We start from the raw sequence: 22,696 nt of genomic DNA, 5'->3' as shown, positions 1-22,696 counted from the left end.
AAGTTCCGGACGATCAACCAAATGTTGCAATTGCGCTTGAGGTGCTAGTTGCAACATAGCCGCCAACCCAGATGATGGCATAGGGACTTCCACGCTCAGACGACGCTGCTCGGCCGCGTGCTCCTGTGCAATGCGCGATTGCTGGTAATCCACCGCGCTTCCGTAAGCCTCTACTGAAGTGGCCAGCCCTGGCAAACTTGCCTCTGCATTCTGGCGCTCTTGCGATGCGCCTCTGATCCATCCGCCCGTCCCCCAGACAGATCGCCGAATTGACCGGGCTCAGTTCGCAACTCTCGCGAAAGGTCCAAAGCAAGCTGCGGATTGCTGTCTACCCGGAAGGGGCGATGACCATCGAAAGACCGCTTGCCACCAAAACCGGAAGCCGTGGGGTAGGTCCGTGCGGTGATTAGGATGCTATGGCGGACAAAAAGGGTGGTTCGTTCGCCAGCCGAGCCTTGGAGGCAAATGCGCGCGCGTGGATATCAAAATCAGACGCTCGGAAAATGAATAAATCCGCAATTGAGCCGACGTTTCAATGAGGTTCTGGTAATGTAGTTGAGGAAAAGAGCAGCTCCGTCGTAGGTCCGAGGGAACGTTAATGTGACGGAGCTGCAAGCGCTGCGATAATTAGGCAAGAGATCGCCGCGCTGTTTCGATTAAAGCAACCCCGCCGCTGATTCGGTGGGGACAGCGGGGTTGCAAGCGCAGATGGCGTCTCGATTAAAGAACATCTGCACTTTCTCTGAACTGGAGGGTTCAGATTAATGCCATATGCGACCCCGCTGATCGGTTTGGAAGAACCAATATCGGAGTTGCTGGCGCTTCTCCCAAACTACGGCGAAAGAGAGAAGCGCCACCTCTGAGGATGGAGATCAGGAGCGAAACTTGGATGAGTGGACCTCGATCTGCCTCCCCAAAAAGGCCCGCCCCGGCAAACGAGGTTCCATCGCTTTCTCCGTCAGAGGCCGGAAACATGGCAGGCTGTGGTGTGCCTTGCAACTTCTATCGTTCTCAAAATGAATGCTTTTTAGGGGCGTTGCGATCGCAGTTACATTACCGAATTTAGACAGGTGAGCAGTAAGACCAAATGCATTCGAAGAACGAAGAAGCCTTCGCCAACCGAGCACGGAATGACGAGGCTAGCAGGGTTTAAGCGGCTGTCGAACAGTCAAACGGGCGCGCCTACCCTGCTGTCAATCGTAGAACGATCGACGGTGACCTCGCTCACTCATCATCTGTTCAAGATCGCGGTAGCTGATCCCATAGCGCCAGCACCACCGCGCCGCCCATAAAATCACGTCACCCTGAAAACGGCGCCACTTGTAAACGCACGTCGAAAGTTTCGCTGAAGAACTGCCAGCAACTCTTTCGGACATCGACTAAATATTTGCAATAGAGTCCGAAAACGCGCTGTTGCAAACCACGTAGGGGAGAAAAGCAACCCCGCCACTGGTTGGGGAACGTGGGAGACGGGGTTGCAGGCGCTTCCCTCCAACTATGGCAGAAGAGAGAAGCGCCATCTGAACGGTGAGAATCAGGAGCGAACTTGGATGAGTGGAGCCTTGCCCAGGCGACCTGAACCGGACGAGGTCCCATCGCTCTTCTCCGTCAGAGGAGCCACAAATGCCAAGGTATTAGTTCCTTGGCAACTCTTATCGCTTCCAATTTGGAAGCGTGGGCGCAAGCAAATTATCTGCTGGCGGATAAGTCACCGTTCTATTCAAAAAAATTCCCGCCAATCGAAAATGGGAACGATTGGCGGGATATAAGCGCATCTCTTAAAACAGCCAGGTGAGTGCGCCTATCTCCAGAATCAGGAGAAAAGTTGGGTAGGGTTTGAAGAACACTGCCCACCTTGATAGAGGAAACCCTGCCAAGGTGATGTTCACTTCTCACACGCTTGCGAGAATGTCAGGTCGCAAAGTGCCTTGCAATTTCTATCGCTTCCAAATTGAATGATCGGAGTGGTGAAAACAAGAGAGCGCAAACGAGGCTGAGCAGTGAGCGGAGAGGCATCAGGGAGCCGCTCAAAAGCCTCTCAAGCTCATTTTTTAGTCGCTGCCGCGAGAAGGCTCGTGACGTTCGCACGTGATCCTCACCAGCGGCGGTTCATGGAGCCATCAAGGTCAATTTGGGAACAGTTGTCCAGGCTAAGTACCTTGCAAGTCAGCGATAAATTCAAGGATATCAAGCTTGCGGGATATTCCGGAGACGGAAGACTTTTCGACTGAAATAGCGAAATTTCTGGAGTGTTAGACTTCCAACAGGTTCGGTTCGCGCCTAACCTGGGTTAAACGGATTCGTTCATGTAATCGGGACCCGGAGGAGGGATACAATTTCCTTTTTCATCCTTGTGAACAACCTCAATGCACTGCGGATGTCACTAAATACTTTTGTATCGTGACATTTGCTTTTTCATGGCCGCCATCGGCGAACAGCTTAGAACAGTAATTTTGAGAATATTTGATATGTCAAACAGACCGCTTATTCAGAAGGGCATAGTAGAGCTTGAAGCTCTATTCGATCGAGGATCCAGTGACTCAAGCCTTTTGGACGAACTGGTTGCAGAACTTTGCCGGCGAAAGACCGATCGCGCGCAAGAACTGCGACATCGGGTAATGGAAGCCCGCCAAACGATTCCTCATCCATCTGCTTTAAGCATCGGCAGTAGCGAATCCGCCGCGGAAAGGCCGATTATTGCAGCCGCGAAGCCAGGCGAGCGGGCGGATTCAGGCGGCTCGGCTTCATCCACGGCATTCGGAATACATACTACATTGGAGTGGCCTTCGATCAGCAACGATCCGCAAAGCATCCTTTCGGCGTGGACCGCAATGGAGGTGTTGTCCCCTCCGTCGTTTCGCAAGCCCGAGGATTTGGTGGGGGGTGATCGATACCGTATCGCCCAAATCGACAAGGAGACGTTGCCCTGGGAGAACGGCGGCGAGAAAAGCCGCCCCAACCAGAAGCTATACTACCAAATCATTCTTGGCAGTATCAAAATGGAAAACGCCGTTTCCGCGTTGCTGGCCATATACACGGACAGCCGCGCGGAGCGTCCGCAAGTGCGTGGAGAGGCTGTTCTGGCCACGATCATGGTTGACCGGGAGGGCCGGCCTGTAGAGGGAGATTCCGTCTCCATTTCCAGCTTCGGTTGGGGAATTCCCGTTGCACTGGGCGGCAGGCTGTCAGATCTCGGACAATGGTCGGAGGCTGAAAAGTCACTTCTGGCGGGTTTAGCGGCAAAGATCATTGTTGCCGACGAGGATGGAAATCCGCAGCCGCTCACCCGCAAGATGATTCAAAACGCGTATGACTGGCTGGTTCAGGCAATAGGCCTTCCTGCGACCCTCGTCATGCCGCCCTCGTTTGCCATTCGAACGTATCAGTATTTCAAACTGCAAGATCCGCCTGAAGCAGTTTTGCTTAATTCGTTCTTCCTTGATGATCTGGCCGCGGCTCGTGCCCTCGTGGCCGCCGGTAAGATGACGCCCAATCTCAAGCGCTATCTGGGCGTTCTTAAACCTTGCGATCGCCGTAACCTCATGAAAGATAAAGAAGCGCTTTCGGAAGCGCTCGAACCCCTGAAATTTCCCTTGGGATCATGGCCAGGCGACGGCCGTCATCCGCTTGCACTCTTTCAGCAATGTGCCGTCAATCTTGCGCTTAACGACCTGCAAACCGATGGCATTCTTGCGGTGAACGGACCACCGGGTACCGGAAAAACAACCCTTCTTCGCGACGTCATCGCCGCGCTTGTCACCCAGCGGGCGGAAATTCTTAGCACCTATGACGAGCCGGAATGCGCCTTCATCCATTCCGGCCAGAAGCTCAAGAAGGGGAATTCCTTCGTTCATCTTTATCGCCTCGACGATAAGATCACGGGGTATGAGATGATCGTTGCCTCCTCCAACAACAAAGCCGTCGAAAATGTTAGCGCCGAGCTGCCAGCCACTCAGGCGATCGCAGGAGACGCAGGCGGCCTCAGATATTTCAAGACCGTATCTGACACTTTGTTGCAACGAGACACCTGGGGTGCGGTAGCCGCAGTGCTCGGCAACGGGAAGAACAGAAGTGATTTCCGACAGACCTTCTGGTGGGACGACGATGTCGGTCTCCAGAGATATTTGCAACAGGCCAGCGGTAATCCTCAACTGATCACTGAGAAAACGGAGACAGGAACGAAGCAAAGACCACCACATATCATCGTCAGGGAAAACGCACCTGAGGATCATGACCACGCTCTGCGGCGCTGGAGAAAAGCCCGTCAGCATTTTCGCAATGTAACGGCCTCTTCGAAATCCGCATTGGCAGAACTACAAAAAGCCCATGAACTTTTGCGCTCGATCAGGCAAAGACAGAAGAGGGCTGACGAACTCGTCGTCGAAATCGAGGCAATGCAGCCGGTGCTGGCGCAATTAGCGGACAATGCGGAAAAAGCCGGAGCAGCCTTCGACGCCCAAAAGCGCGAGATCGAAGCCTTGGACCTGCGATTGGCCAGCTCATGGAGTGCCCGGCCCGGTTTTCTTAACCGGCTTTTCGGCACCCAAGCGTTTCGCTCATGGCGGGAAGCACATCAAGCCTACTCTGAAAGCCTTTCCGCGGAAAAAACAACGCTTTCGCGCCTGTCGGCAGACGCCGAGACGAAAAAGTCGGAGCTTGTTCGAGCAAATGGTGAGGTTCAGCAGATGCAAGCCTCGCTCGCGGGGCTGATCGAGACAATCAGCTGCGAACGGAATGCTTGCGAAGACCTTGCCCGCCGGCACCCCGGCAAGTTCATTTCGGAAGAGTTTTTCGAACAGCCTCATCAGGATAAACAGAAAAGCGCTCCCTGGCTGGATGCGGCTACCACGCGTTTGCGCAATGATGTTTTCGAGGCAGCGATGGCCTTGCACAAGGCGTTTGTTGACTGCGCGGCGAAGCCGGTCCGTCATAACCTTAATGTTTTGATGGACGGCTTTGGCACGCGCTCGCTGGGAAGTCCGGAAAAAGACGCGCTGATCCCTGATCTCTGGTCGACCCTGTTTCTGCTGGTGCCGGTGATTTCAACCACGTTTGCTTCTGTCTCACGTATGTTTGGTAAAATCGGACCTGAATCGTTTGGCTGGCTGCTGGTGGACGAAGCAGGCCAGGCATTGCCGCAGGCAGCCGTTGGTGCATTAATGCGGACTAAACGAGCAATGGTCGTTGGCGATCCGATCCAGATCGAGCCGGTGGTGGTTCTGCCCGACCAGTTGACGGAAGCGATGTGCCGACAGTTCGGGATCGATCCGCAGATTTACAACGCACCCGCAGCTTCGGTGCAAACACTGGCCGACAGTGCTACGGAATACCACGGAACGTTCGAAACGAAATTGGGGACGCGTGAAGTTGGCGTGCCTCTTCTCGTGCATAGACGCTGTGCCGAGCCGATGTTCAGCATTTCGAATTCCATCGCCTACGAAAACCTCATGGTGCAAGCAAAGGGAGCCAAATCCTCCGCAATCCGTGACGTGCTTGGCCCTTCCCGATGGATCGACGTCGAGGGGCGAGGGCAGGAAAAGTGGTGCCCGCAGGAGGGTGACGCACTGCTCACTCAACTGCGTCATCTGCGAGAGCAAGGATGCGCTCCCGACTTTTATGTCGTAACTCCGTTTGTCGTGGTTCAGGATCGCATGCGCGAGCTGCTGCGTACCAGCGGCTTGCTCGAGGGATGGATCGAAAATCCTTATCAGTGGACGAAGGATCGCGTCGGGACGGTTCATACCGTGCAAGGCCGTGAGGCGGAAGCCGTCTTCTTCATTCTGGGAGCCCCGGACGCACAGCAGCGAGGCGCGCGCGGTTGGGCCGGGGCTCGCCCCAATTTGCTCAATGTCGCAGCGACGAGAGCGAAGGAGGTCCTTTACGTTGTGGGCAACCGGGGCCTTTGGAAAACAGCGGGCGTCTTTCAGTCGCTGGATGACTTCCTCGAATGATCGTGGGAACATGGAAGCGTCTGCTGCCCCTGGATCAAAATGACCTTTATTGGCGCGGCATGACGTATTAAGCAAAGCATGGGCATTAGCCCTTGCTTTGCTTAATACTCACCCGAGCCTGAGACGGGTACGATGATCGCAAGTTAAAGATGAATGCGCTTGCCAGAATTGGACCGCCCGTTGCCGTTTGTGGACGTTCGAGGGCGAAGGGCCTAACCCGCATCGCGTTGTGGTTGCGGCCATGATTGGCCACCTCTTCGGTAATGAGGACGAGGTGGTGCTCGCGGGGGTGACGATGACTGGAGCGAAAGCCGCTTCCAGGCTTATCCCCGCGATCCCGTTGACAAAACAGTTACAAGGAGTTTTTCAACGACAGCTGGAAAATAAGCAGCAGTTCATTTGAGCCTTTAATCCGGCTATTGCATCTCGAAGGTCTGAGCCATATCGCCCGTGTGCATGTCTCGAGATCCGAAGATTGACCGGCAGGTTGCTGTTACCGGACCTGTCGACTTGGCACTTGCAGTAAACTTATATCCAGACACGGTGATCTGGGGTATCGAAGTCCAAGCGAACGTGCATTCCTTGCCTGTAGTAGTACGGTATCGCACCACGCCACCTGCTCCGGCGAGGCACCTGGATTCCAAACGTTGAGCATTAGCCGGTCCAAATGTGGCGTCGGGTGCAGGCTTCGTCACAACGCAAATATTCTCGTAAGTTTTATTGAAGGTGTTTGCGGCAGTGGCCGGGCCGGTGTTGGTATTACGCAGTGTGATGCTGGCTGTACTCGCGAGGGCTGGCGCATTGGCCATCAGGACACCCTGCTGCCATGAATACGCTCATGATTTTCATTGAATAAGACACAGAATACTCCTCCTGAAGGCGGTAACAATTGAATTTGGTAGTGAATGAGCGGTGCCAGAACTTCAGTCCAGACGAGCCACAAAATGAACAAGCATAAGCGGCGCCGGAAGCTATATTGGCAGGCTGCACATTGTCGCCGTGAAGCCGCTCAACCTCCTTCAGCAAACATCCCAGCCGTTCAATAAATCCAGAAATAAAGCAGTCAGGTCGTTGGCGACTGTCGGCCTTTGATGGCTTGTGTAAACTCATTCCTCCTTGGTAATTGCCAACGACCTGCAACGCCCCTTAAAAGGCATCTCACGCCGGCTCGATTATAATAAAGATAAGTTTTCCGTCGCTGTTACGAATTGTATTTTGTGCAAGATTCGCTTAAACTTCAATAAAATATGCCTTCATAATGAATATAGTTATCAATATCACCTTCATTCTGGAAGAATCTTGCTTAAACTGGAAAATGTTTCAAAGTATTATGGGAGTCCGGGCAGGCCGGTTTTGGCTCTCGATTCTGTGTCGCTTGAAATTGCGAAAGGAACCCTTTGTGCCCTGACCGGCGCCTCCGGTTCAGGAAAGACAACGTTGATGAACCTGATCGGTTTGCTGGATCGACCTGCCTCAGGAGATATATTTGTCGCCGGAAAGAGGGTTGGCGAGCTTTCAGAAGATGAGGTTGCAAGACTGCGCAATCGGGAGATCGGTTTCGTCTTTCAGTATTTCCATCTCTTGCCCCGCTACTCCGCACTCGACAACGTTGCTCTTCCGCTGCTCTATCGGGGCATATCAAAAGCAAGGCGGCGCGAAATTGCACAAAAAGCGCTCCAGCTTGTAGGACTAGGGAAACGGGTGATGCGCCGTCCGGATGAACTTTCCGGCGGGCAGCGTCAGCGTGTTGCCATTGCTCGCGCCCTCGTCGGCAATCCAGCGATATTGCTGGCTGATGAACCCACCGGAAACCTCGACAGCCAGTCTGCCGCGGAAACGATGTCGCTATTTGCCAGACTGAACGCGGAATTCGGGCTGACTGTAATAATAGTAACCCACGATCATGCCATTGCATCGCGCTGCCCGCATCGTATCGTCATGCGGGATGGTCAGATTGTGGATGATCAGCAGAGCCGCTCCCTGGGGCTTTGAATACCATGCTACCAACGTGGAACAATCCCGCCCGAGTTATCATTCAGGAAACCCTGATGGATTTTCGGATAGCCAGTACTCGCACTATGCTTGCATTGGCAGGAATAGCAATAGGGACCGCCGCCGTCATTGCAATGCTGCATATCGGGCATAATGCTCGTCTTGCCGCGCTTCGTAGCTTTGAGGGGTTGGGTAGTGATCTCATATCAATACAGCCGCAAATCGCCAGAGCGACGAGACGCCCGCTTTCGATTGCGGATGTGATAGGGATATCAAAAGCGAACGTCGGGCTTATTTCAACGGCAGCAATCATCCAGACCGGAGGACATGTCCGCCACGGGCGCGCTAGGGAACTTGCAATCGTCCTGGCAGCAAGTGACCGGATTTACGACCTGTCAAAAGCTCGTCTGTCTCAGGGGCGCTTTACTTCCGACCTTGATGGTCACGCACCATTTGCGGTGGTCGGCGCCGAAATTGCATCGAAGATACAGGCTGCGACAGGTCTCATGCTTTCAACGGGTGACCAGATTTCATTTGGTAATCAGGTACTGACAGTCGTCGGCTTGTTATGTCCGACACGTCCCAACTATCTTCTTAATATCGATCTTGATAATTCAATCGTGCTTCCTTTCATGACCGCCCGGCGTGTCTCGCAGGATTTGAATATCAGCCGGATAGCCGGACGGCTCAAGCCGGGAAAGGACGATCAAGAGGCCGCCGTGGCGATAGGTAATTATTTTAAGCAACATGTTGCAGGTACACAGGTGCAGGTGACGACTGCGCGGCAAATGATCGCCAGCATTGAGGAACAAATGCACATCTACACCCTGCTTATCGCCGGCATTGGTGGTGTTTCCCTCGTCGTCGGCGGCGTCGGCATCATGAATGTTATGCTGATGAATATCATGGAGCGCAGACAGGAAATCGGCCTCCGGCTGGCTCTGGGCGCGCGGCGAAAAGATATCTGGATGATGTTTCTCACCGAAACGCTGCTTGTCTCATTTGCTGGTTGCACTGCTGGTATCGCAACCGGGTATGTTGCCGGACGTCTATTCGCCAGCAGTTCCGACTGGCAATTTGAGCCTGCTCCCTTCGCGCTTCCTTCGGGAGCAGCAATGGCTGTTATCGTCGGCTTTGTCTTCGGCATTTATCCGGCCATCAAGGCCTCCCGGCTTGATCCAGTTGCAGCTTTGAGGAGTGAATAATGCGTCGGATAATCCGCAATCTGGCGCTATTGTCAGCCCTTGGAGCCACCACCGCTTCGGCAACATCTCATATTCCAGTCCCTCAATCTCGCCCCACTCAGGAACTGGCCGGAAAAGCCGCGGGGCAGCACGCTTCTGCCGGGAATCGCAGCGCTTCTTCCAAAAGGACTATTCTCAAAGGCACCCAAATAACGGTGGCCGATGCGATATTTCTGGGATTGCGTAATAACAGAAACATCAAAAGCGCCTATATTGACCGAATTCAGCAAAAATTCGACCTGTCTGTTACCGAAGGAATACTGGATCCGAAACTTGCCATTGAGGGCGAGATTGCGCGCCAGCGTATCGGCAATGTCAATAGTACAATCCTCAACGTCGTTCCTGCGGTCACGCTCTTGACGCCAGCGGGTGCGACTTTCAGCTTCAGCTGGAACAACCACACCCACTGGTCTGAGGCAGGGCAAGGCCGCCAGACCGCCGCGGAGCTGAACGTCGAACAGCCACTGTTGCGCGGGGCAGGTTCGGAGATAAATCTTGCTCCTATCAGGCAAGCCAGGCTTGGTGAAAAAATCAATAGATTGCGTTTGAAAGCGACCCTATCGGAAACCATCGGTGCTATCATTTTCGCCCATCGCGACCTGCTGCTGGCACAAGAGGAATTGAAACTGGCCGACGATGGCGTTTCGAGAACAGAGAACCTCCTTTCAATCAACAGGTCACTGATCAGCTCCGGCAGAATGGCACAAATGGATGCGGTAGTGACCGAAGCCGATTTGTCAACGCAGCGACTTCGGGTCTTTCAGGCAAAACAAAAGATAGAAGCTGCCCGGCTCGCCCTGTTGAACCTGCTCGATCTTGATCTATCAACACCCGTTATCGCTCGTGAGTCCATTGCTCTGAAAAAGCCGGATATAAAACTGGATAACCTGCTTCGCACAGCAATTGCGCAACGGCCCGACTATCAAGCCCAGTTGTATGTGCTTGAGCAGGAAAAGCTCGGGATTACGGTCGCCAGAAATCAGCAACTGTGGGACGTCTCCCTGTTCGCCAGGGGACGAATTGGACATGAAACGGCAGATGGCGGTCCTTCGCATGACTTTGCCGATATCGGGGGAGGTCTGCGCTTCAAGTTCCCGGTTAACGACCTCTCCCGCAAACAACAGTTGGTGCAGGCAAACACGAGTTACCGCAGTTCCCTGCTACAATTGAGCGATATCCGGGCCGGAATAGAAATTCAAATCCGGCGCAGTGCATCGGAGGTGGACCTTCTGTGGCAGCAATTGGCTGTGGCGGAGCGTGCTCACAACCTTGCCGCCCGGGCTATAGAGATTGAACGAATCAAACTCAATGCGGGCCGTTCAACGAACTTTCAGGTGCGTTCCCTGCAGGACAATCTTCGCTCAAGCGAAAACCAGCTTCTGGCTGCGCGCATCGGCTATCTTAATTCGCTGACCCGTCTTGATATTGAACTGGGAACAGCACTGGACACCTGGAAGATCAATTTGGAAGATTGACATGGGCATCAGTGACCTTACGAAATTCGTGCAAGATGGAGCGTCCAACGCTACTCGGGGCCGGTGCAGGGTAGTGGCCATGGCGGCAGCATCAGCAATTTTCCTGTTGTGCGGATACCTATGGTATTGGAAAGCGAACGCGATCACACCAGCCAATATTGAAGAGAAAACTGGCAGGTTGCAGCGCCTGCGGGAAATCATAGCTACTCCCCAGCCAGTGTCTGCTGAACTGCATATCTCCGGAACCATCGCGGCAGGAAATGTCGTGGCGGTAGGCGCGCCCTTTGATGGGACGATCCGCGAAAAGCGCGTTCAACTCGGCGATTATGTCGAAGCAGGTTCTGTGCTGGCAGTGATGGATACAGCCGACGTTGCGAGCCGTTATCGGGAGGCGAAATCTGTTTATCTCAAAGCGAAGCTGGCATTAGACGGCTTGGAAAACTGGGATAGCGGCCCCGAAATGCAACGTGCAAGGCGTGCACTGGGCGCGGCACAATCGACCTTGGCCCATCTGGAGCAGCAGGTCACCGAACTCAAACGCTTGCTGGATCAAGGGATTATAGCACGAAATGAATATGAGGGTCTGGTTCAGCAGCGAGATGCGCAACGAGTTTTCGTCGCGAGCGCCCAGGATGAACTGGAGGCAACCGCGCAACGTGGAAACACTGCGAACCGAGAGCTTTTGCTACTTGATCTGGAGAATGCGCGTTGGCGTCTTTTCGATCTGGAAAGGCAAATGGCCGGTTCTAACATTGTAGCAGGCGTTAGTGGGATTTTGACACGACCGCCGTCCAGAGCCGGAGATGGCCGAGGGGACGCCTCAACAGAACCGGGTGCCAGTCTCACAAGGGGAACAGCTTTGTTTTCCATAGCAGATGTGACGAGCTTTAAAGCCATCGGCATTGTCGATGAGGTTGATGTCAACGAAATCAGGATCGGCCAATCTGTCGCTATTATCAGCGAAGCATTTCCCGAAAGCACGATATATGGAAAAGTCGTCAGTGTCAGCGCTGAGGCTAGCCGCGAACGCAGCAGTCCCAACGCAGCCGCTTTCGAGGTGCGTGTCTCGTTTACCAGCGAGGACGAGGCTCTGCGCAAGGCTATCCGGATAGGTATGACCGTGCGCATGACCATAAAATCATATTCCAGCCCTGCAGCGATAGTCGTTCCTCCATCCGCGATATTCACGGACGAACGCGGCCCATACATAAATGTCCGTCGGACAGGACAAATCATCCCCGTCCCTGTCGTCTTGGGAGGCACGTTTCCAGCAGGTGTAGAAATAATTTCTGGCCTTGTCCCTGACGACCGCGTCCAGATTCCTGCCAGCCATAGTTAGAAAGTGACGGTTTCTCAGACGTGCTTTTTCGACACCGTCCGTTCGCGGATCCGCATCCTTGTGCCAGTGGAAGCGGAGCTGTTCCGCGACGTCTATTACATGTTCACGCAATTATTGATGATATCGGTTCGAGTGGAAAAGCCTCGACAACCGAGAGAGCGAACAAGCGCAATCGGCGTTCGTTGAGTTTGAACCGCCTTCTTGAGGGCTGCACCGACGTACTCCCGTTCGCTGCGTTCAGCTCAATCGTGTCTGTCTAGTCCCGCGCATCCAGCTTGCCCTTGCAGCTCGCGTCGCCAGAGCCTCGCGCGGCGGTGTGAGCCTTAGCCTTTAACACAAATCACAAAGGCCAGACGCCCAGGCCAGAGATCTATAAGCAGCCCAGCCGGCAAGGCCATAGGATGGCCGATGCCGGCATCGAATCGTCGGAGAAATAAGTTTAAAATTTAGCGCGCAGCTAAGTTTGGTTGTATAAAAAAATAATCTAACCCAAAAGTAGTGAAATAATAATATTATCGTACGCTTCCGTACATAGCTTTCTATTTTTAGTAATTTAAAATTAGAAGCGCAACCAGCAGTTATCCGAAATACAGTATTTATTAGAAAATACTGTATTGAGTTGTAGAAGATTCGATTCTAGTCTCGCCACGTTTGGTGGGGGCAGTAGCATGAATTTTGGGCAGCAATATTTCTGGATCGAATGTGGGCGGTTTAATCGACTTTCCACGTCCCCACCGGAGGCTTTGCGCTTTTGAAAGCTTTGTTCCCCCCATTCTCACCACCGACGCTGGCTTAGCTTGGGCGAGCCAGTCTGCTCGGTCGTGGTCTAACGAAAGCATCAGGCAAAATGAATCGAATCAAAGTGACCAAAGGTTTGCTCGCTTCAACAGCGATTGCATTGACCATGGCAATGGCGGTTTCACCGGCCGTGGCACAACAGATCATCGCCGGAGGAGACCTCAATCCCGCTTATCCGGGCGGTAGCCCGTGGAACGTCGGGGGCGACCTCGCTATTGGCAACACAAGCTACGGATCGCTTACTATCCAGAGCGGAGGGGCGGTTACCTCTCCCGGATATGTGTGGGTTGGTTATCAAGCTGCAGGTGATCTCGTTATCGATAGCGGCACTTTGACGAGTGAAAGGTTGCTCGTCAGCAATCAATCCGGGACCAACAGCTCCGTCGCTGTCACCAACGGTACAATTACCACGACTGGCAATGTCGGAAATGCGGCTGGCATCGCACAGGTGGCTGGCTCTACCGGCAGCGTGACCCTGCGTGATAATTCGGTGTGGAACTCCGTTGGTTCGATCGGCGTAGGGATGGCCGAGGGCACGGAAGGTACGCTAAGTGTTCTTAGCGGCAGCAAAGTGAACATTACAGGCCCTCTAGGTATAGGTGGCTTGTTTGTCGGCAACATCGGGGCGACTTCACAAGGCTCCGTCGTTGTGGACGGTGCCGGATCTGAAATCTACTCGAACGCTGCCGTGTTGATTGGGGCCACTGCGGGTACCGGTACACTCACTATCCAAAACGGTGGCGCGTTGCGCAGTGACAGCTGGATTAATGCAGGCGGCGACACCTGGACGAGCCCAACGGCCAACGGTGCAATCACAGTGACCGGCAGTGATTCAACTATGACCGCGGCACAAGGCATAAATATTGGTGCCATGGGGCAGGGCGTTCTCAACGTTCAGGATGGTGCCGATGTTACTGCTGGCAGTGCTCTGAGCGTCGGAAGCCTCATCACCGGCAACGGCTGGGTTAGTATCGGGGGTAACGGCACCTCCGTTACAGCTGCCACGGTTGCTGTTGGCGATGCGGGATCAGGCGAGCTCACGATCGGCAATGGCGGCGTTCTTAACGCGTCGGGAGGGGTCAACATTGCAGCCCAGACCGGCTCTACGGGCACTTTGAATATTGGCGCCGCTGCTGGAGCGACCTCGAGTGCCCCGGGCATCATCAATGCTCCGTCAGTGAACTTTGGTGACGGAACTGGCAAGCTGGTCTTTAATCACAGCGACGCGACCGGCGGTTACGCGTTTTCTGCTGCGATTACGGGTACGGGCGCGGTCGAAGTGCATGACGGGTTTACCTCGATGACTGGCGCAAGCACATATTCGGGGCCGACGAATGTATTTGGCGGAACTCTTGCCTCCGGTGGTCTGAACACGTTCAGCAGTGCTTCAGACTACAATATTGCCGCTACCGGCACGATGGACCTGGCCGGAAACAGCAACACGGTCGGCTCTTTGGTCAACAGTGGAAATGTCAAGCTTTCCTCAGCCGCCAACACGACGCTGACAACCGTTGGTGACTATGTTGGCAATGGCGGGTTGCTCGAAATTTCCACGGTTCTTGGAGATGATTCCTCTGCGACAGACCGACTGGTTGTCAACGGAAACACAAGCGGCAGCACCAATGTCTCCGTCTACAACGTGAACGGCGCGGGCGCCCCGACCGTTGAAGGCATCAAAGTTATCGACATTGTTGGCGTGTCAGATGGTGTATTTTCGCTCCAGGGCAATTACCAGATGGACGGCAACCAGTACGTAATCGCTGGCGCTTATGCATACGGTCTCTTTAAGAACGGTGTGAGTAATCCAACCGATGGCGATTGGTATCTGCGGTCGCAGCGGATTCAAGATGAGCCAACACCTCCGGGTACCGGTACGCCGCCTGACAATGGCACTCCTCCGGACACTGGCACGCCGCCTGTTGTAAATGTTCCTGAGCCGTCGCCGCTGTACCAGCCAGCCGTTCCGGTTTACGAAGCGTATCCGCAGGTCCTGCTCGGCTTGAATGGATTACCGACTCTGCAACAGCGCGTCGGTAATCGTTACTGGAATGGTGCAGGCAATCGCGTTGTGTCGGAAGGAGCTGATGCCATTGCTCCGATCGCTCCCGCAGAGGAGGCCGGTGCCTTTATCGAAAAGAATGGCGTCTGGGGCCGTGTCGAAGGAGCGCATACAAAAATCGATCCTCGCTTTTCTACTTCGAGCGCGCAGTACGAGCTCGACAGTTTAAAGCTACAGGCAGGCATCGATGGCATGCTTCATGAAGGCGAGAACGGCAGGCTTATCGGCGGTGTCACTGTGCACTATGTCCGAGGTTCGGCCGATGTTTCCTCGCCCTATGACGCCGATAACGGCGGCGGTCGCATTCGAACCGACGGTTATGGCCTTGGCGGCACACTTACCTGGTACGGCGATAACGGGTTCTATCTCGACGCTCAAGGACAAGTCACCTGGTATGACAGCGATCTGAGCTTTGGCGGCGGCGATATCCCACTTGTCGAAGGAAATGACGGGTTCGGATACGCGCTGTCGCTTGAGGGCGGCAAGCGGATCATGCTCAACGATGGCTGGTCCGTCACGCCACAAGCCCAGTTGGTTTACTCGAGCATCGATTTCGATGACTTCAATGATGTCTTTGGCACCGGCGTCTCGCTGGGACAGGGCGACAGCCTACAGGGCCGCCTCGGCGTAACACTCGATCATGAAAGCTCATGGTATAACAGCCGGGGCATGATTGACCGGACGCACGTCTACGGTATCGCCAATCTCTACAACGAGTTCCTTGACGGTACGAAAGTCAACGTTTCCGGAACCAACTTCACTAGCCGTCAGGAACGCCTGTGGGGCGGCATCGGTGTAGGGGGCTCGTATAACTGGAACAACGACAAGTACTCGGTCTACGGCGAAGGCTCGATAAATACGAGCCTGTCCAGCTTCGGTGACAGCTATTCCTACAAGGGAACGCTCGGGTTTCGGGTTTCGTTTTAAGTCAGAAAGCGGCGGGGCAATGCAGGATTGTCCCGCCACCTGAAACCTGGGGTGAGACGGAACGGCCGATTAAACCCCACGCCTGATATTGTTCGCAACTCGTGCTTCAAACATGGACTCAGGAGGAGCGGCGACGATAGAGTGGAGGCGAACAAGAGGACTGCCATCGTCTGTGCTCCAGTGAACTTTAAGAGGGTGGCGTCTATTCCCCGCGGCCCGTCGAATACAATGCTGAACAGCGTGGCATAACAACCGATAACTGCGGGCGCTGTGCAGCAGATTGTCATATCCCCGGTCTCCTTCGGGATGGCATTGCGGGGAGGAGAAAGAGCCACCTTTTTCTTATTTGCGCACCGGCAGACAAACGGACTAAAAAATGCGCTTTTCTTTGTCCCGAGTTGGTATAACGCTGACTGAATAGGGCCAATGCACCGGTACGGATTATTAGACAAGTCTCGGATAGGAGTCTTCTGCAGGCCATCACAAACTCTCCGAAATTGAAATCGTCCTTGCGATGAAATTTGCGAACGGCTTCTCGGGGCCCGTTGCATTTGTTGGGTTTTAAGGAATTACTCGCGGTGGATCCATTGGACCGGGAAGCGCTCCAAGGGTAACAACGTTTAGCCGCCACGAGAAGCAGTTGGCTGAACTGGCCTGGCGCCGCCTCGATCCCGAAGCGCGAGAAAGTTCGCAACAACCACCCGACAGAAACTGAAGTTGTCGACAGGTCTGTTTTGAGTACTCCTTACCGAACGCCTATCGCGCCGATTCCCGATTTTTGCCTGTTGCATGTATGCAAAATATACTTTCAATTTTTTTATAGTCTCTAAATCAATGAATTTAAGAATAAATTTCCAGTGACAAGGAATTAAAATTTTTGTTGCTGACCTCCTAAGTTTGATACAATATATACATACAAAAAATGGAGCCTTTGCTGAGAACTGGAAAGGGTGTATTATGTCTCAACTTCTGCATATTCTAGTTAACCTGCCTGTTTTAGGTGAGCTTTTACAGATGCTTTTGGGATAGGAAATATATCTATCGCGCCAGATTCCCTGAAGACTCCCCGGGGAATCTGGCGCCATTCTCCTTGACAGGGTCGATCGACCTGCGATTTTACAGCCCACATACCAAACCTGGAGTATTCTCCGCAGAGCTGAAGGATGGTTGGCGGTAGCAATGTGAATTGCGATAGAAGCAATCGTTTCTGTCGCAAGATTATTGTGCCTATCCTGCTTTTGCTTGTCGTTCAGTATTGAAGGCGAATTCAAGGAGCTGCCTCCGGCTTTGCATCTCTCAAAGGCCCGATTGGGCGTGTTCGATCCGCAAGGGAGTGGAGCAACGGCATCTGGCACCTTCATTATCGCCGTGATGGCCGGGCAGGCGAGGGAGCGTATCTGACGGCGTGGAGGAACTATGGCCGGAAAGCAGGCAGCAAGACTGAGGCAGCTTGACGCAAAGCGTCAACGATATCGGGCAATTTTGTCGATACTGAAGGGCAGGGCCGTCAGACGGTACTACAACAAGCTGATGGAAAAAAATACCGAAGAGATAATCGCACTTGGCGGAAACCCTCGCGATTTCGACGAGGCGAGAGGAACGGAGGCCACAGCCTGGGTAAAATGGATGGGCAAAACTACGCGGATGCCAGTCCTTGGGCTCAAGGGGTATCCAGCCAAAGGCGATTTGAAAGACGGTGCTCGCAAACGGCAATCGAAGGTTCATGATGCTGATCAAGCCCAGCCGGATAAGGCACGCATCGAGCATGAGGCGTCCACCGGCTTGACGGATGAACCCGGCAAAGGCGGATGAAGCTCAAACGCCCCGCTCAGAGCGGGGCGAAAGGTTGGCATTCGAGCCCTATGGCTATCGCTGGCCCGCGCGTTACTTGCTTATAATCCGAACGGTTGACGGATCACGCTACCGAAAATCGAAGATTTATGTGGGCAATACAATAATACGTCTCGCTAATGTTCCGATTAATTCGAGTTTATGCCGTTGTTATGTATCATCGATTCCTTTTGGTGTGTAATTATTGACAAGAACTTGAAAAATATAAACTTATTGCTATAATAATCATGTAATATCATAAATGTGTAAACTGGAATTCATCGTGAGAGGAGAAGGACATGGGACTAGAGGTTCTTGAAAATATTTTTGCTCTTCTGGAAAACTTATTTGAAACAATTTTCTTGTGATGACTCGTTAACTGAGTCTAAGCATGAAAACACCGGATATCATAAAGACTCCCTATGATATCCGGTGTAATTTTCTTTGCCTTGGATTTCCTTACCAAGACCGAAAAGCTCATTCACCGCCTGGGCAGGGCGTACCGGATTCTATATGCTAACGATGAGATATCTCGACGACTGTGAAGCCCTTCGTAATAGCGTCGCCGATCAGCGTGTTGATGTCTCGCCTGTTTTCTGCATCAAGGTTCGCATCCCATTCGTCAAGCAACAACAGGCTTGGGGGCAAATCGCGCAAGGCAGCCTGAATTTCATCCTTCTTAGCTTGACCGGTCGAACCGCCTCCGGTTTTGCCAGGCAGATCCAGTGCTGACGCAGCCGGAAGATAGAACGCGCCATCCTGTAAGGCATCTTTGACAGTCAACAACATGGAAGTTTTACCCACACCGTTCTCTCCGCGAATTTTTATTCGGGTGGAATTCTGGCAAAGCTCGAAAAACTCATCAAGGTCGGAAACCGATATCAAATCACCATCTGCTTCCACCAAAATAGACGAGAGCTTGACCGAGCCCACCTCTGGCACGTCCCCGAACAGCTCTTCAACAATGCGTAGCTGCCCATACACCGAACTGAATTCGAACACCATAGCCAGAAGCAAACTGGCAAGTGCAAGGATGCTGAACATTCGCGGCATCGTCACAAACAAGGACGCCAGATAATCGTGATCGTTCATGTTCACGTAAATGAGCAAAATGGATATAAAGGCGACAGGCACGACAGAAGCGAGCGACAAAACCAGATTGGATATGTTTCGAATTCCAGCTTCACGTTGGACCGCTTGCACTCTGTGCTCGTGTTGCCGCATCAGGCGATTTGTCCAGGTACGAACGGACAAGCTGTTTCTGAGGATCAGATTAGGCCAAATGCGACGAGATATTGTCGCCAGTTCCACCCGTTCCCTCTCGGCAGTTTCAGATGCTGCCGCCGAAATTGAGTAATATCGGTAAATATATAAGGCGCATATCGCAAGCGTGAAAAAATAGGCGATACCCAAACGCGCATCCACGAAAGCGGCAATTGCCAAAGAACCGCACATCGAATTGAAAACACACTGAGAAAAGTCGTACGCATAATCTGCCAGCTGCTCAAGTCCGCTTGGCACTCCATTCGAGAATATCGAGGTTGTCCTATCTGAGGCTTCGTTGCAAGCGTAGCTTTTTGGGCCACCACTAATATGGTCTATGGCGAATCGATGAAAATCCCGGACGAGCGTTGCCTTCCAAAGGTGCCAGCAATATTGCGCCGCCACGCCGGGTAAATATGGCAACGCCATCGTCAGCAGAAAAAATGAGAACAAACGAACTGCCCTTTCAGCGTCGCCCGATGTCAACGAAGCTGCGGCGTTCGCCAGAAAGAAAACCGATGAGGCAACAATCAATTGCTGGACAAATCCACAAAACAGCATGCCAAAGAAATATCGACCACTCAAGAGCGCCCGATAGATCTGATATCATGTTGGTCGTTCTCTCATCATCAGCTTGCCCGCTAATCCGTAATCCTTGGTGATAGCAATGGGGACTACTCAGGAAGCCATTGAGCTACGCCTCGCCAAAAAGCTCCAATACGCATAGCCGCAGGAAATCAGCCCATCGCAGGAGCTTTCACCAGTTGGCGTGATGGTGGATGAGCGGCGAATTCAGACGGCTCTTTCGTGACGAGACGTCTACTTCAGGCGGATAACGCTGCCAAGAGCACAGCTTCCTTCGCCCTCAGCTCCCCGCCATTCGGCTTAATGACTTTCGCCTGTTGCAGTTCGTCCCATATTTCCAAAAATTGAAATCAGGTCCGCCCTCGTACGTACCTCGCATACCGGTCATCTACTGGCGAGTGCAGATGCTCCCTCAATCGGGAGCAGTGCGGCTGCATAGTTTCTTGTGCTGAGGAACTGGCAAACCATTTGATTGACGAGCTTGTGGGATATTATGACCTTTACGGTTCAAGTGCGCCATTTTGGAATTATACAAGTTTAGCTGGAACAAGGCCCCGGAAAGGTTCCCGGCATTGGCGAGTTGTACAAAATTCCAGAGATGCCGGAGTCCTGAGCCATCCAACGAGAGCTGACCTTCGAGCACACACCAGGTTGTCGAAATGACATTCATGTTCATGCGAAATTGGCGCTCCACATGCGGAATGAATATCCGGGATGCGGCTTGGATAATCTGCTTGAAAAACATGTACGGGTCGACGGCATCAATGCTTTCACTAAAGCTGTTTCTCTCAAGCGGGACTATAGTCGGCCCGCTTTCGGATAGATAATATTCAGCCAGGTGCCTTAACGCATCATGTGCAAATCGCACTTCGTCTGCGTGGATTTGGCGGACCATGAAGCCTTTGTTTCGCTCTCTTACCAGTAAGCCGGTTTCGGACAAACAGAGCAATGCTTCCCGTATTGGAACTATGCTCGTGCCATAGGCTTCTGCCTTCTCCCTTACGTCGATGAATGAACCGGGCGAAATTTCCTTCAACAGCAACTCTCGATGCAGCTCGTCATAAACATCGACAGAACTGACACGTCGTTTGAGACCGGTATCCTTCATTGAACTTCCTCCCAATTTAGATAAAGATGATCTGGCTTCGTCTCTCCGTTAAATAATCACCAGAATATACAAAAGAATATTTCGTTGTCATCGTGAGATATTTTCAATTTGATATTATATAATTGCAATAAAAGATGAACTGGAAACTGATTTCGCGGAATGATCGCTCACCTCACGCGTACTGTGATTTAACACGCTGATGTCCAGTCATGCTTTTAGTGAGCAACACGTGGGCAAGGCAATGGCTGCCTCTGATCCGTTTGCCCCGAAGCGCTGTCCAAGGCACCCTTTACAACGCGGCGGCAACAAGCCGCTATGGCCCAATCGGCGTCCGTCGCGCAACTATGCACCCAAGCGAGAAAGCAAGTTCGCGCAATTGTTCAACCGGAACCGAAACTGCCGGCGCGTCTGTTTGGTCGGTCTTTTGCGATTGCAATTGTTCAGACCCAAGAGAGATGGCTACGCGGCGTTGCTGCAGCCATATAAATTCCGGCTATCCGTGATGAGCATGAGCATTTTGATTATTCTTTGCGTTTCCATTCACGCCGGGAGGAGGGCGATCTGACGGCACGGAGGAACTATGGCCCGAAAGCAGGCAGCAAGACTGAGGCAGCTTGGCGCGAAGCGCCAACTATCATTTGAAGTATACATCGTAGACGTAATCGCATTTCTCGTGATTTCTTACTGACTTTTGGACCACACAGGACGAAAGAGGTATGTATCCGTCCGTGATTTGCACAGAAACATCGGCGCTACCCTTTTGACAGCTCGGCCCATCCGATTCACGGAGCGGGCCAGCTGCTGATGCCCATACCCGGCATGCCCTGCGACCCTCAGTCTCGTGGGAGTAACTGTACCCCAAAGCCATCGAGCGGGAATACGTATCGGGGCTGACGGTCTGCACAATCGTGTGTGTCTGGAAGGGGGGTATACCAATCATGGGACGTTCACACGTTCCCATAGGTTGGCAATAATACAGTGTCCCGTACATTATTTGATTCGTTTCATTATGCCAGTTGATTGTTATTGTATTGTTGGCGAATGCCGAAGTCGAGAACAAGAATGTGGCAACTGCAAAAGTCAAACCGATCATTAATTGCATTCCTGGTAGGTGATTGAGGTCGCGATTAAAGACTGGCCTTTTCCAATGCCAGTTAGCTTTTTTGGGGCCATGTCACATAGTAATCGATCCCGAATACCGATCCCGTAGCAGTAGCCAATCCCGCTTCCTTTTGGGCAGTGAGAAACTCTTTATTATACGGCATGTTAGCGCAGATTCTACCAAAGGCACGGCCTTGAGCATCATAAAGGTCAAAATCTGCCGCCGCCCCGCCCAGCTCGGGGATGTCGCTGGCTCTTTGCACTTTCAACGTTCCATTAGCGAGGGCGGCACGAAAGCTTTCGTCCTGCATGTAGCAGTCTTTCAACCACGCGATGACACCGTTACGAAACACTTCATCGTTCACCTTCGGCGATACATGTGCCAGGACACGATCCGCCGCTCCCACGATGGGGTGATTTTTGATGAATTCAGCGGGCAAGTCCGAAACCTTAGTCCCTTCTCCTTCCGATAGCCTGTCCTTGTTACTCCATGGGACGCTTCCAAAGTCCACAACGGTACCGTCCTTTGTTGTAAAACGGCAGTGAATATAACTTGTCTCCTCGACTGAGCTTTCTGCACGGGCTGAATAGGTTCCATTCTTGCCGCTAACGAGCTCGCTGATCTTTATCAGGGCATCGGAAACGCCTGCGCCTGTGCGGACCCTGGTCAATGGATCAAGAATTGATGAAGATGCCTGCTTAGGTGCGCTTGCTTCTTCAGGCTTGGGCTTCAAAGTCTGGAGCGTTGCCAAGGCTACCCCCGCAGTCGGATTGACAGATACCATGATATTCCTCCTCACAATGGACAGTTAACGCTGAAATAGGAGAACAAACAAAAAGGACTCGCCAGAGCTGCCAGCCCGGGCGTGACAGAGATGGCGTTCTCATGAATACAGGCTACAAATCGCTGACCTGCAAACAATCCTAGCTTACTGTTTCTGTAGCCGAAAACAGATGGTTTCCTTGCCAGGAAACAATAACAATTGCCACAATGAATGTATATCCGGCGAGTATATCTACTTAA

11 protein-coding genes are annotated in these 22,696 nt (G+C 52.8%); 8 read left to right on the top strand and 3 right to left on the bottom strand.

Annotation, left to right across the window (positions count from 1 at the left end):
• The first annotated feature begins 2,417 nt into the window (after positions 1-2,417).
• The 8 genes from ACOWVS_RS22005 (at position 2,418) to ACOWVS_RS21970 (ending at position 17,597) form a co-directional block, all read left to right on the top strand.
• The gene (locus tag ACOWVS_RS22005) at positions 2,418-5,951 is read left to right on the top strand and encodes a DEAD/DEAH box helicase (RefSeq protein ID WP_139309299.1); all 3,534 of its coding nucleotides are present in this window, start codon (positions 2,418-2,420) and stop codon (positions 5,949-5,951) included.
• Between the two features lie 241 nt (positions 5,952-6,192).
• Positions 6,193-6,354, top strand: coding sequence for a hypothetical protein (locus ACOWVS_RS22000; RefSeq protein ID WP_170873281.1), 162 nt, complete (start codon positions 6,193-6,195; stop codon positions 6,352-6,354).
• 713 nt (positions 6,355-7,067) lie between these two features.
• Positions 7,068-7,943 carry an ABC transporter ATP-binding protein gene (locus ACOWVS_RS21995; RefSeq protein WP_345568948.1) on the top strand — a complete coding sequence of 292 codons (876 nt, stop codon included), beginning with the start codon at positions 7,068-7,070 and terminating at the stop codon, positions 7,941-7,943.
• A gap of 56 nt (positions 7,944-7,999) precedes the next feature.
• Positions 8,000-9,148 carry an ABC transporter permease gene (locus ACOWVS_RS21990; protein ID WP_170873280.1) on the top strand — a complete coding sequence of 383 codons (1,149 nt, stop codon included), beginning with the start codon at positions 8,000-8,002 and terminating at the stop codon, positions 9,146-9,148.
• Positions 9,148-10,662 (top strand): TolC family protein, encoded by a 1,515-nt coding sequence (locus tag ACOWVS_RS21985; protein ID WP_081375286.1) that lies wholly within the window; start codon positions 9,148-9,150, stop codon positions 10,660-10,662. Before ACOWVS_RS21990 ends, ACOWVS_RS21985 begins: the two co-directional genes overlap by 1 nt.
• Before the next feature lie 79 nt (positions 10,663-10,741).
• Entirely contained in the window at positions 10,742-12,001 is a 1,260-nt protein-coding gene (locus ACOWVS_RS21980) for an efflux RND transporter periplasmic adaptor subunit (protein ID WP_170873279.1), read from the top strand.
• A gap of 847 nt (positions 12,002-12,848) precedes the next feature.
• The gene (locus tag ACOWVS_RS21975) at positions 12,849-15,785 is read left to right on the top strand and encodes an autotransporter outer membrane beta-barrel domain-containing protein (protein WP_139309298.1); all 2,937 of its coding nucleotides are present in this window, start codon (positions 12,849-12,851) and stop codon (positions 15,783-15,785) included.
• A 1,416-nt stretch (positions 15,786-17,201) separates the two neighbouring features.
• Entirely contained in the window at positions 17,202-17,597 is a 396-nt protein-coding gene (locus ACOWVS_RS21970) for a hypothetical protein (RefSeq protein ID WP_075042293.1), read from the top strand.
• A gap of 534 nt (positions 17,598-18,131) precedes the next feature.
• Here the strand turns inward: ACOWVS_RS21970 and ACOWVS_RS21965 are convergent.
• The 3 genes from ACOWVS_RS21965 to ACOWVS_RS21955 all read right to left on the bottom strand — a co-directional run bounded on the left by ACOWVS_RS21965 (position 18,132) and on the right by ACOWVS_RS21955 (position 22,457).
• Positions 18,132-19,463 (bottom strand): hypothetical protein, encoded by a 1,332-nt coding sequence (locus tag ACOWVS_RS21965; protein WP_139309297.1) that lies wholly within the window; start codon positions 19,461-19,463, stop codon positions 18,132-18,134.
• Positions 19,464-19,875: 412 nt separating this feature from the next.
• A complete protein-coding gene (locus ACOWVS_RS21960; RefSeq protein ID WP_075042291.1) occupies positions 19,876-20,571 on the bottom strand; it encodes a GntR family transcriptional regulator in 696 nt (231 codons plus the stop codon).
• 1,154 nt (positions 20,572-21,725) lie between these two features.
• Positions 21,726-22,457: a hypothetical protein gene (locus ACOWVS_RS21955; RefSeq protein ID WP_075042290.1), complete on the bottom strand. Its 732-nt coding sequence runs from the start codon at positions 22,455-22,457 to the stop codon at positions 21,726-21,728.
• Positions 22,458-22,696: the final 239 nt, after the last annotated feature.

This window comes from Brucella sp. IR068 (assembly GCF_049065885.1).
GTDB lineage: Bacteria > Pseudomonadota > Alphaproteobacteria > Rhizobiales > Rhizobiaceae > Brucella > Brucella intermedia.
The sequence above is the reverse complement of the archived record's forward strand: the minus strand, read 5'-3'. Positions and strand labels throughout refer to the sequence as shown.

Excerpts from the sequence above, each read along its gene's own strand:
- ACOWVS_RS21955 (WP_075042290.1), bottom strand. The coding sequence starts at position 22,457 with ATGGTATCTGTCAATCCGACTGCGGGGGTAGCCTTGGCAACGCTCCAG.
- ACOWVS_RS22005 (WP_139309299.1), top strand. The coding sequence starts at position 2,418 with ATGGCCGCCATCGGCGAACAGCTTAGAACAGTAATTTTGAGAATATTT.
- ACOWVS_RS21960 (WP_075042291.1), bottom strand. The coding sequence starts at position 20,571 with ATGAAGGATACCGGTCTCAAACGACGTGTCAGTTCTGTCGATGTTTAT.
- ACOWVS_RS21975 (WP_139309298.1), top strand. The coding sequence starts at position 12,849 with ATGAATCGAATCAAAGTGACCAAAGGTTTGCTCGCTTCAACAGCGATT.
- ACOWVS_RS21970 (WP_075042293.1), top strand. The coding sequence starts at position 17,202 with ATGGCCGGAAAGCAGGCAGCAAGACTGAGGCAGCTTGACGCAAAGCGT.
- ACOWVS_RS21990 (WP_170873280.1), top strand. The coding sequence starts at position 8,000 with ATGGATTTTCGGATAGCCAGTACTCGCACTATGCTTGCATTGGCAGGA.
- ACOWVS_RS22000 (WP_170873281.1), top strand. The coding sequence starts at position 6,193 with ATGATTGGCCACCTCTTCGGTAATGAGGACGAGGTGGTGCTCGCGGGG.
- ACOWVS_RS21980 (WP_170873279.1), top strand. The coding sequence starts at position 10,742 with ATGGCGGCAGCATCAGCAATTTTCCTGTTGTGCGGATACCTATGGTAT.
- ACOWVS_RS21985 (WP_081375286.1), top strand. The coding sequence starts at position 9,148 with ATGCGTCGGATAATCCGCAATCTGGCGCTATTGTCAGCCCTTGGAGCC.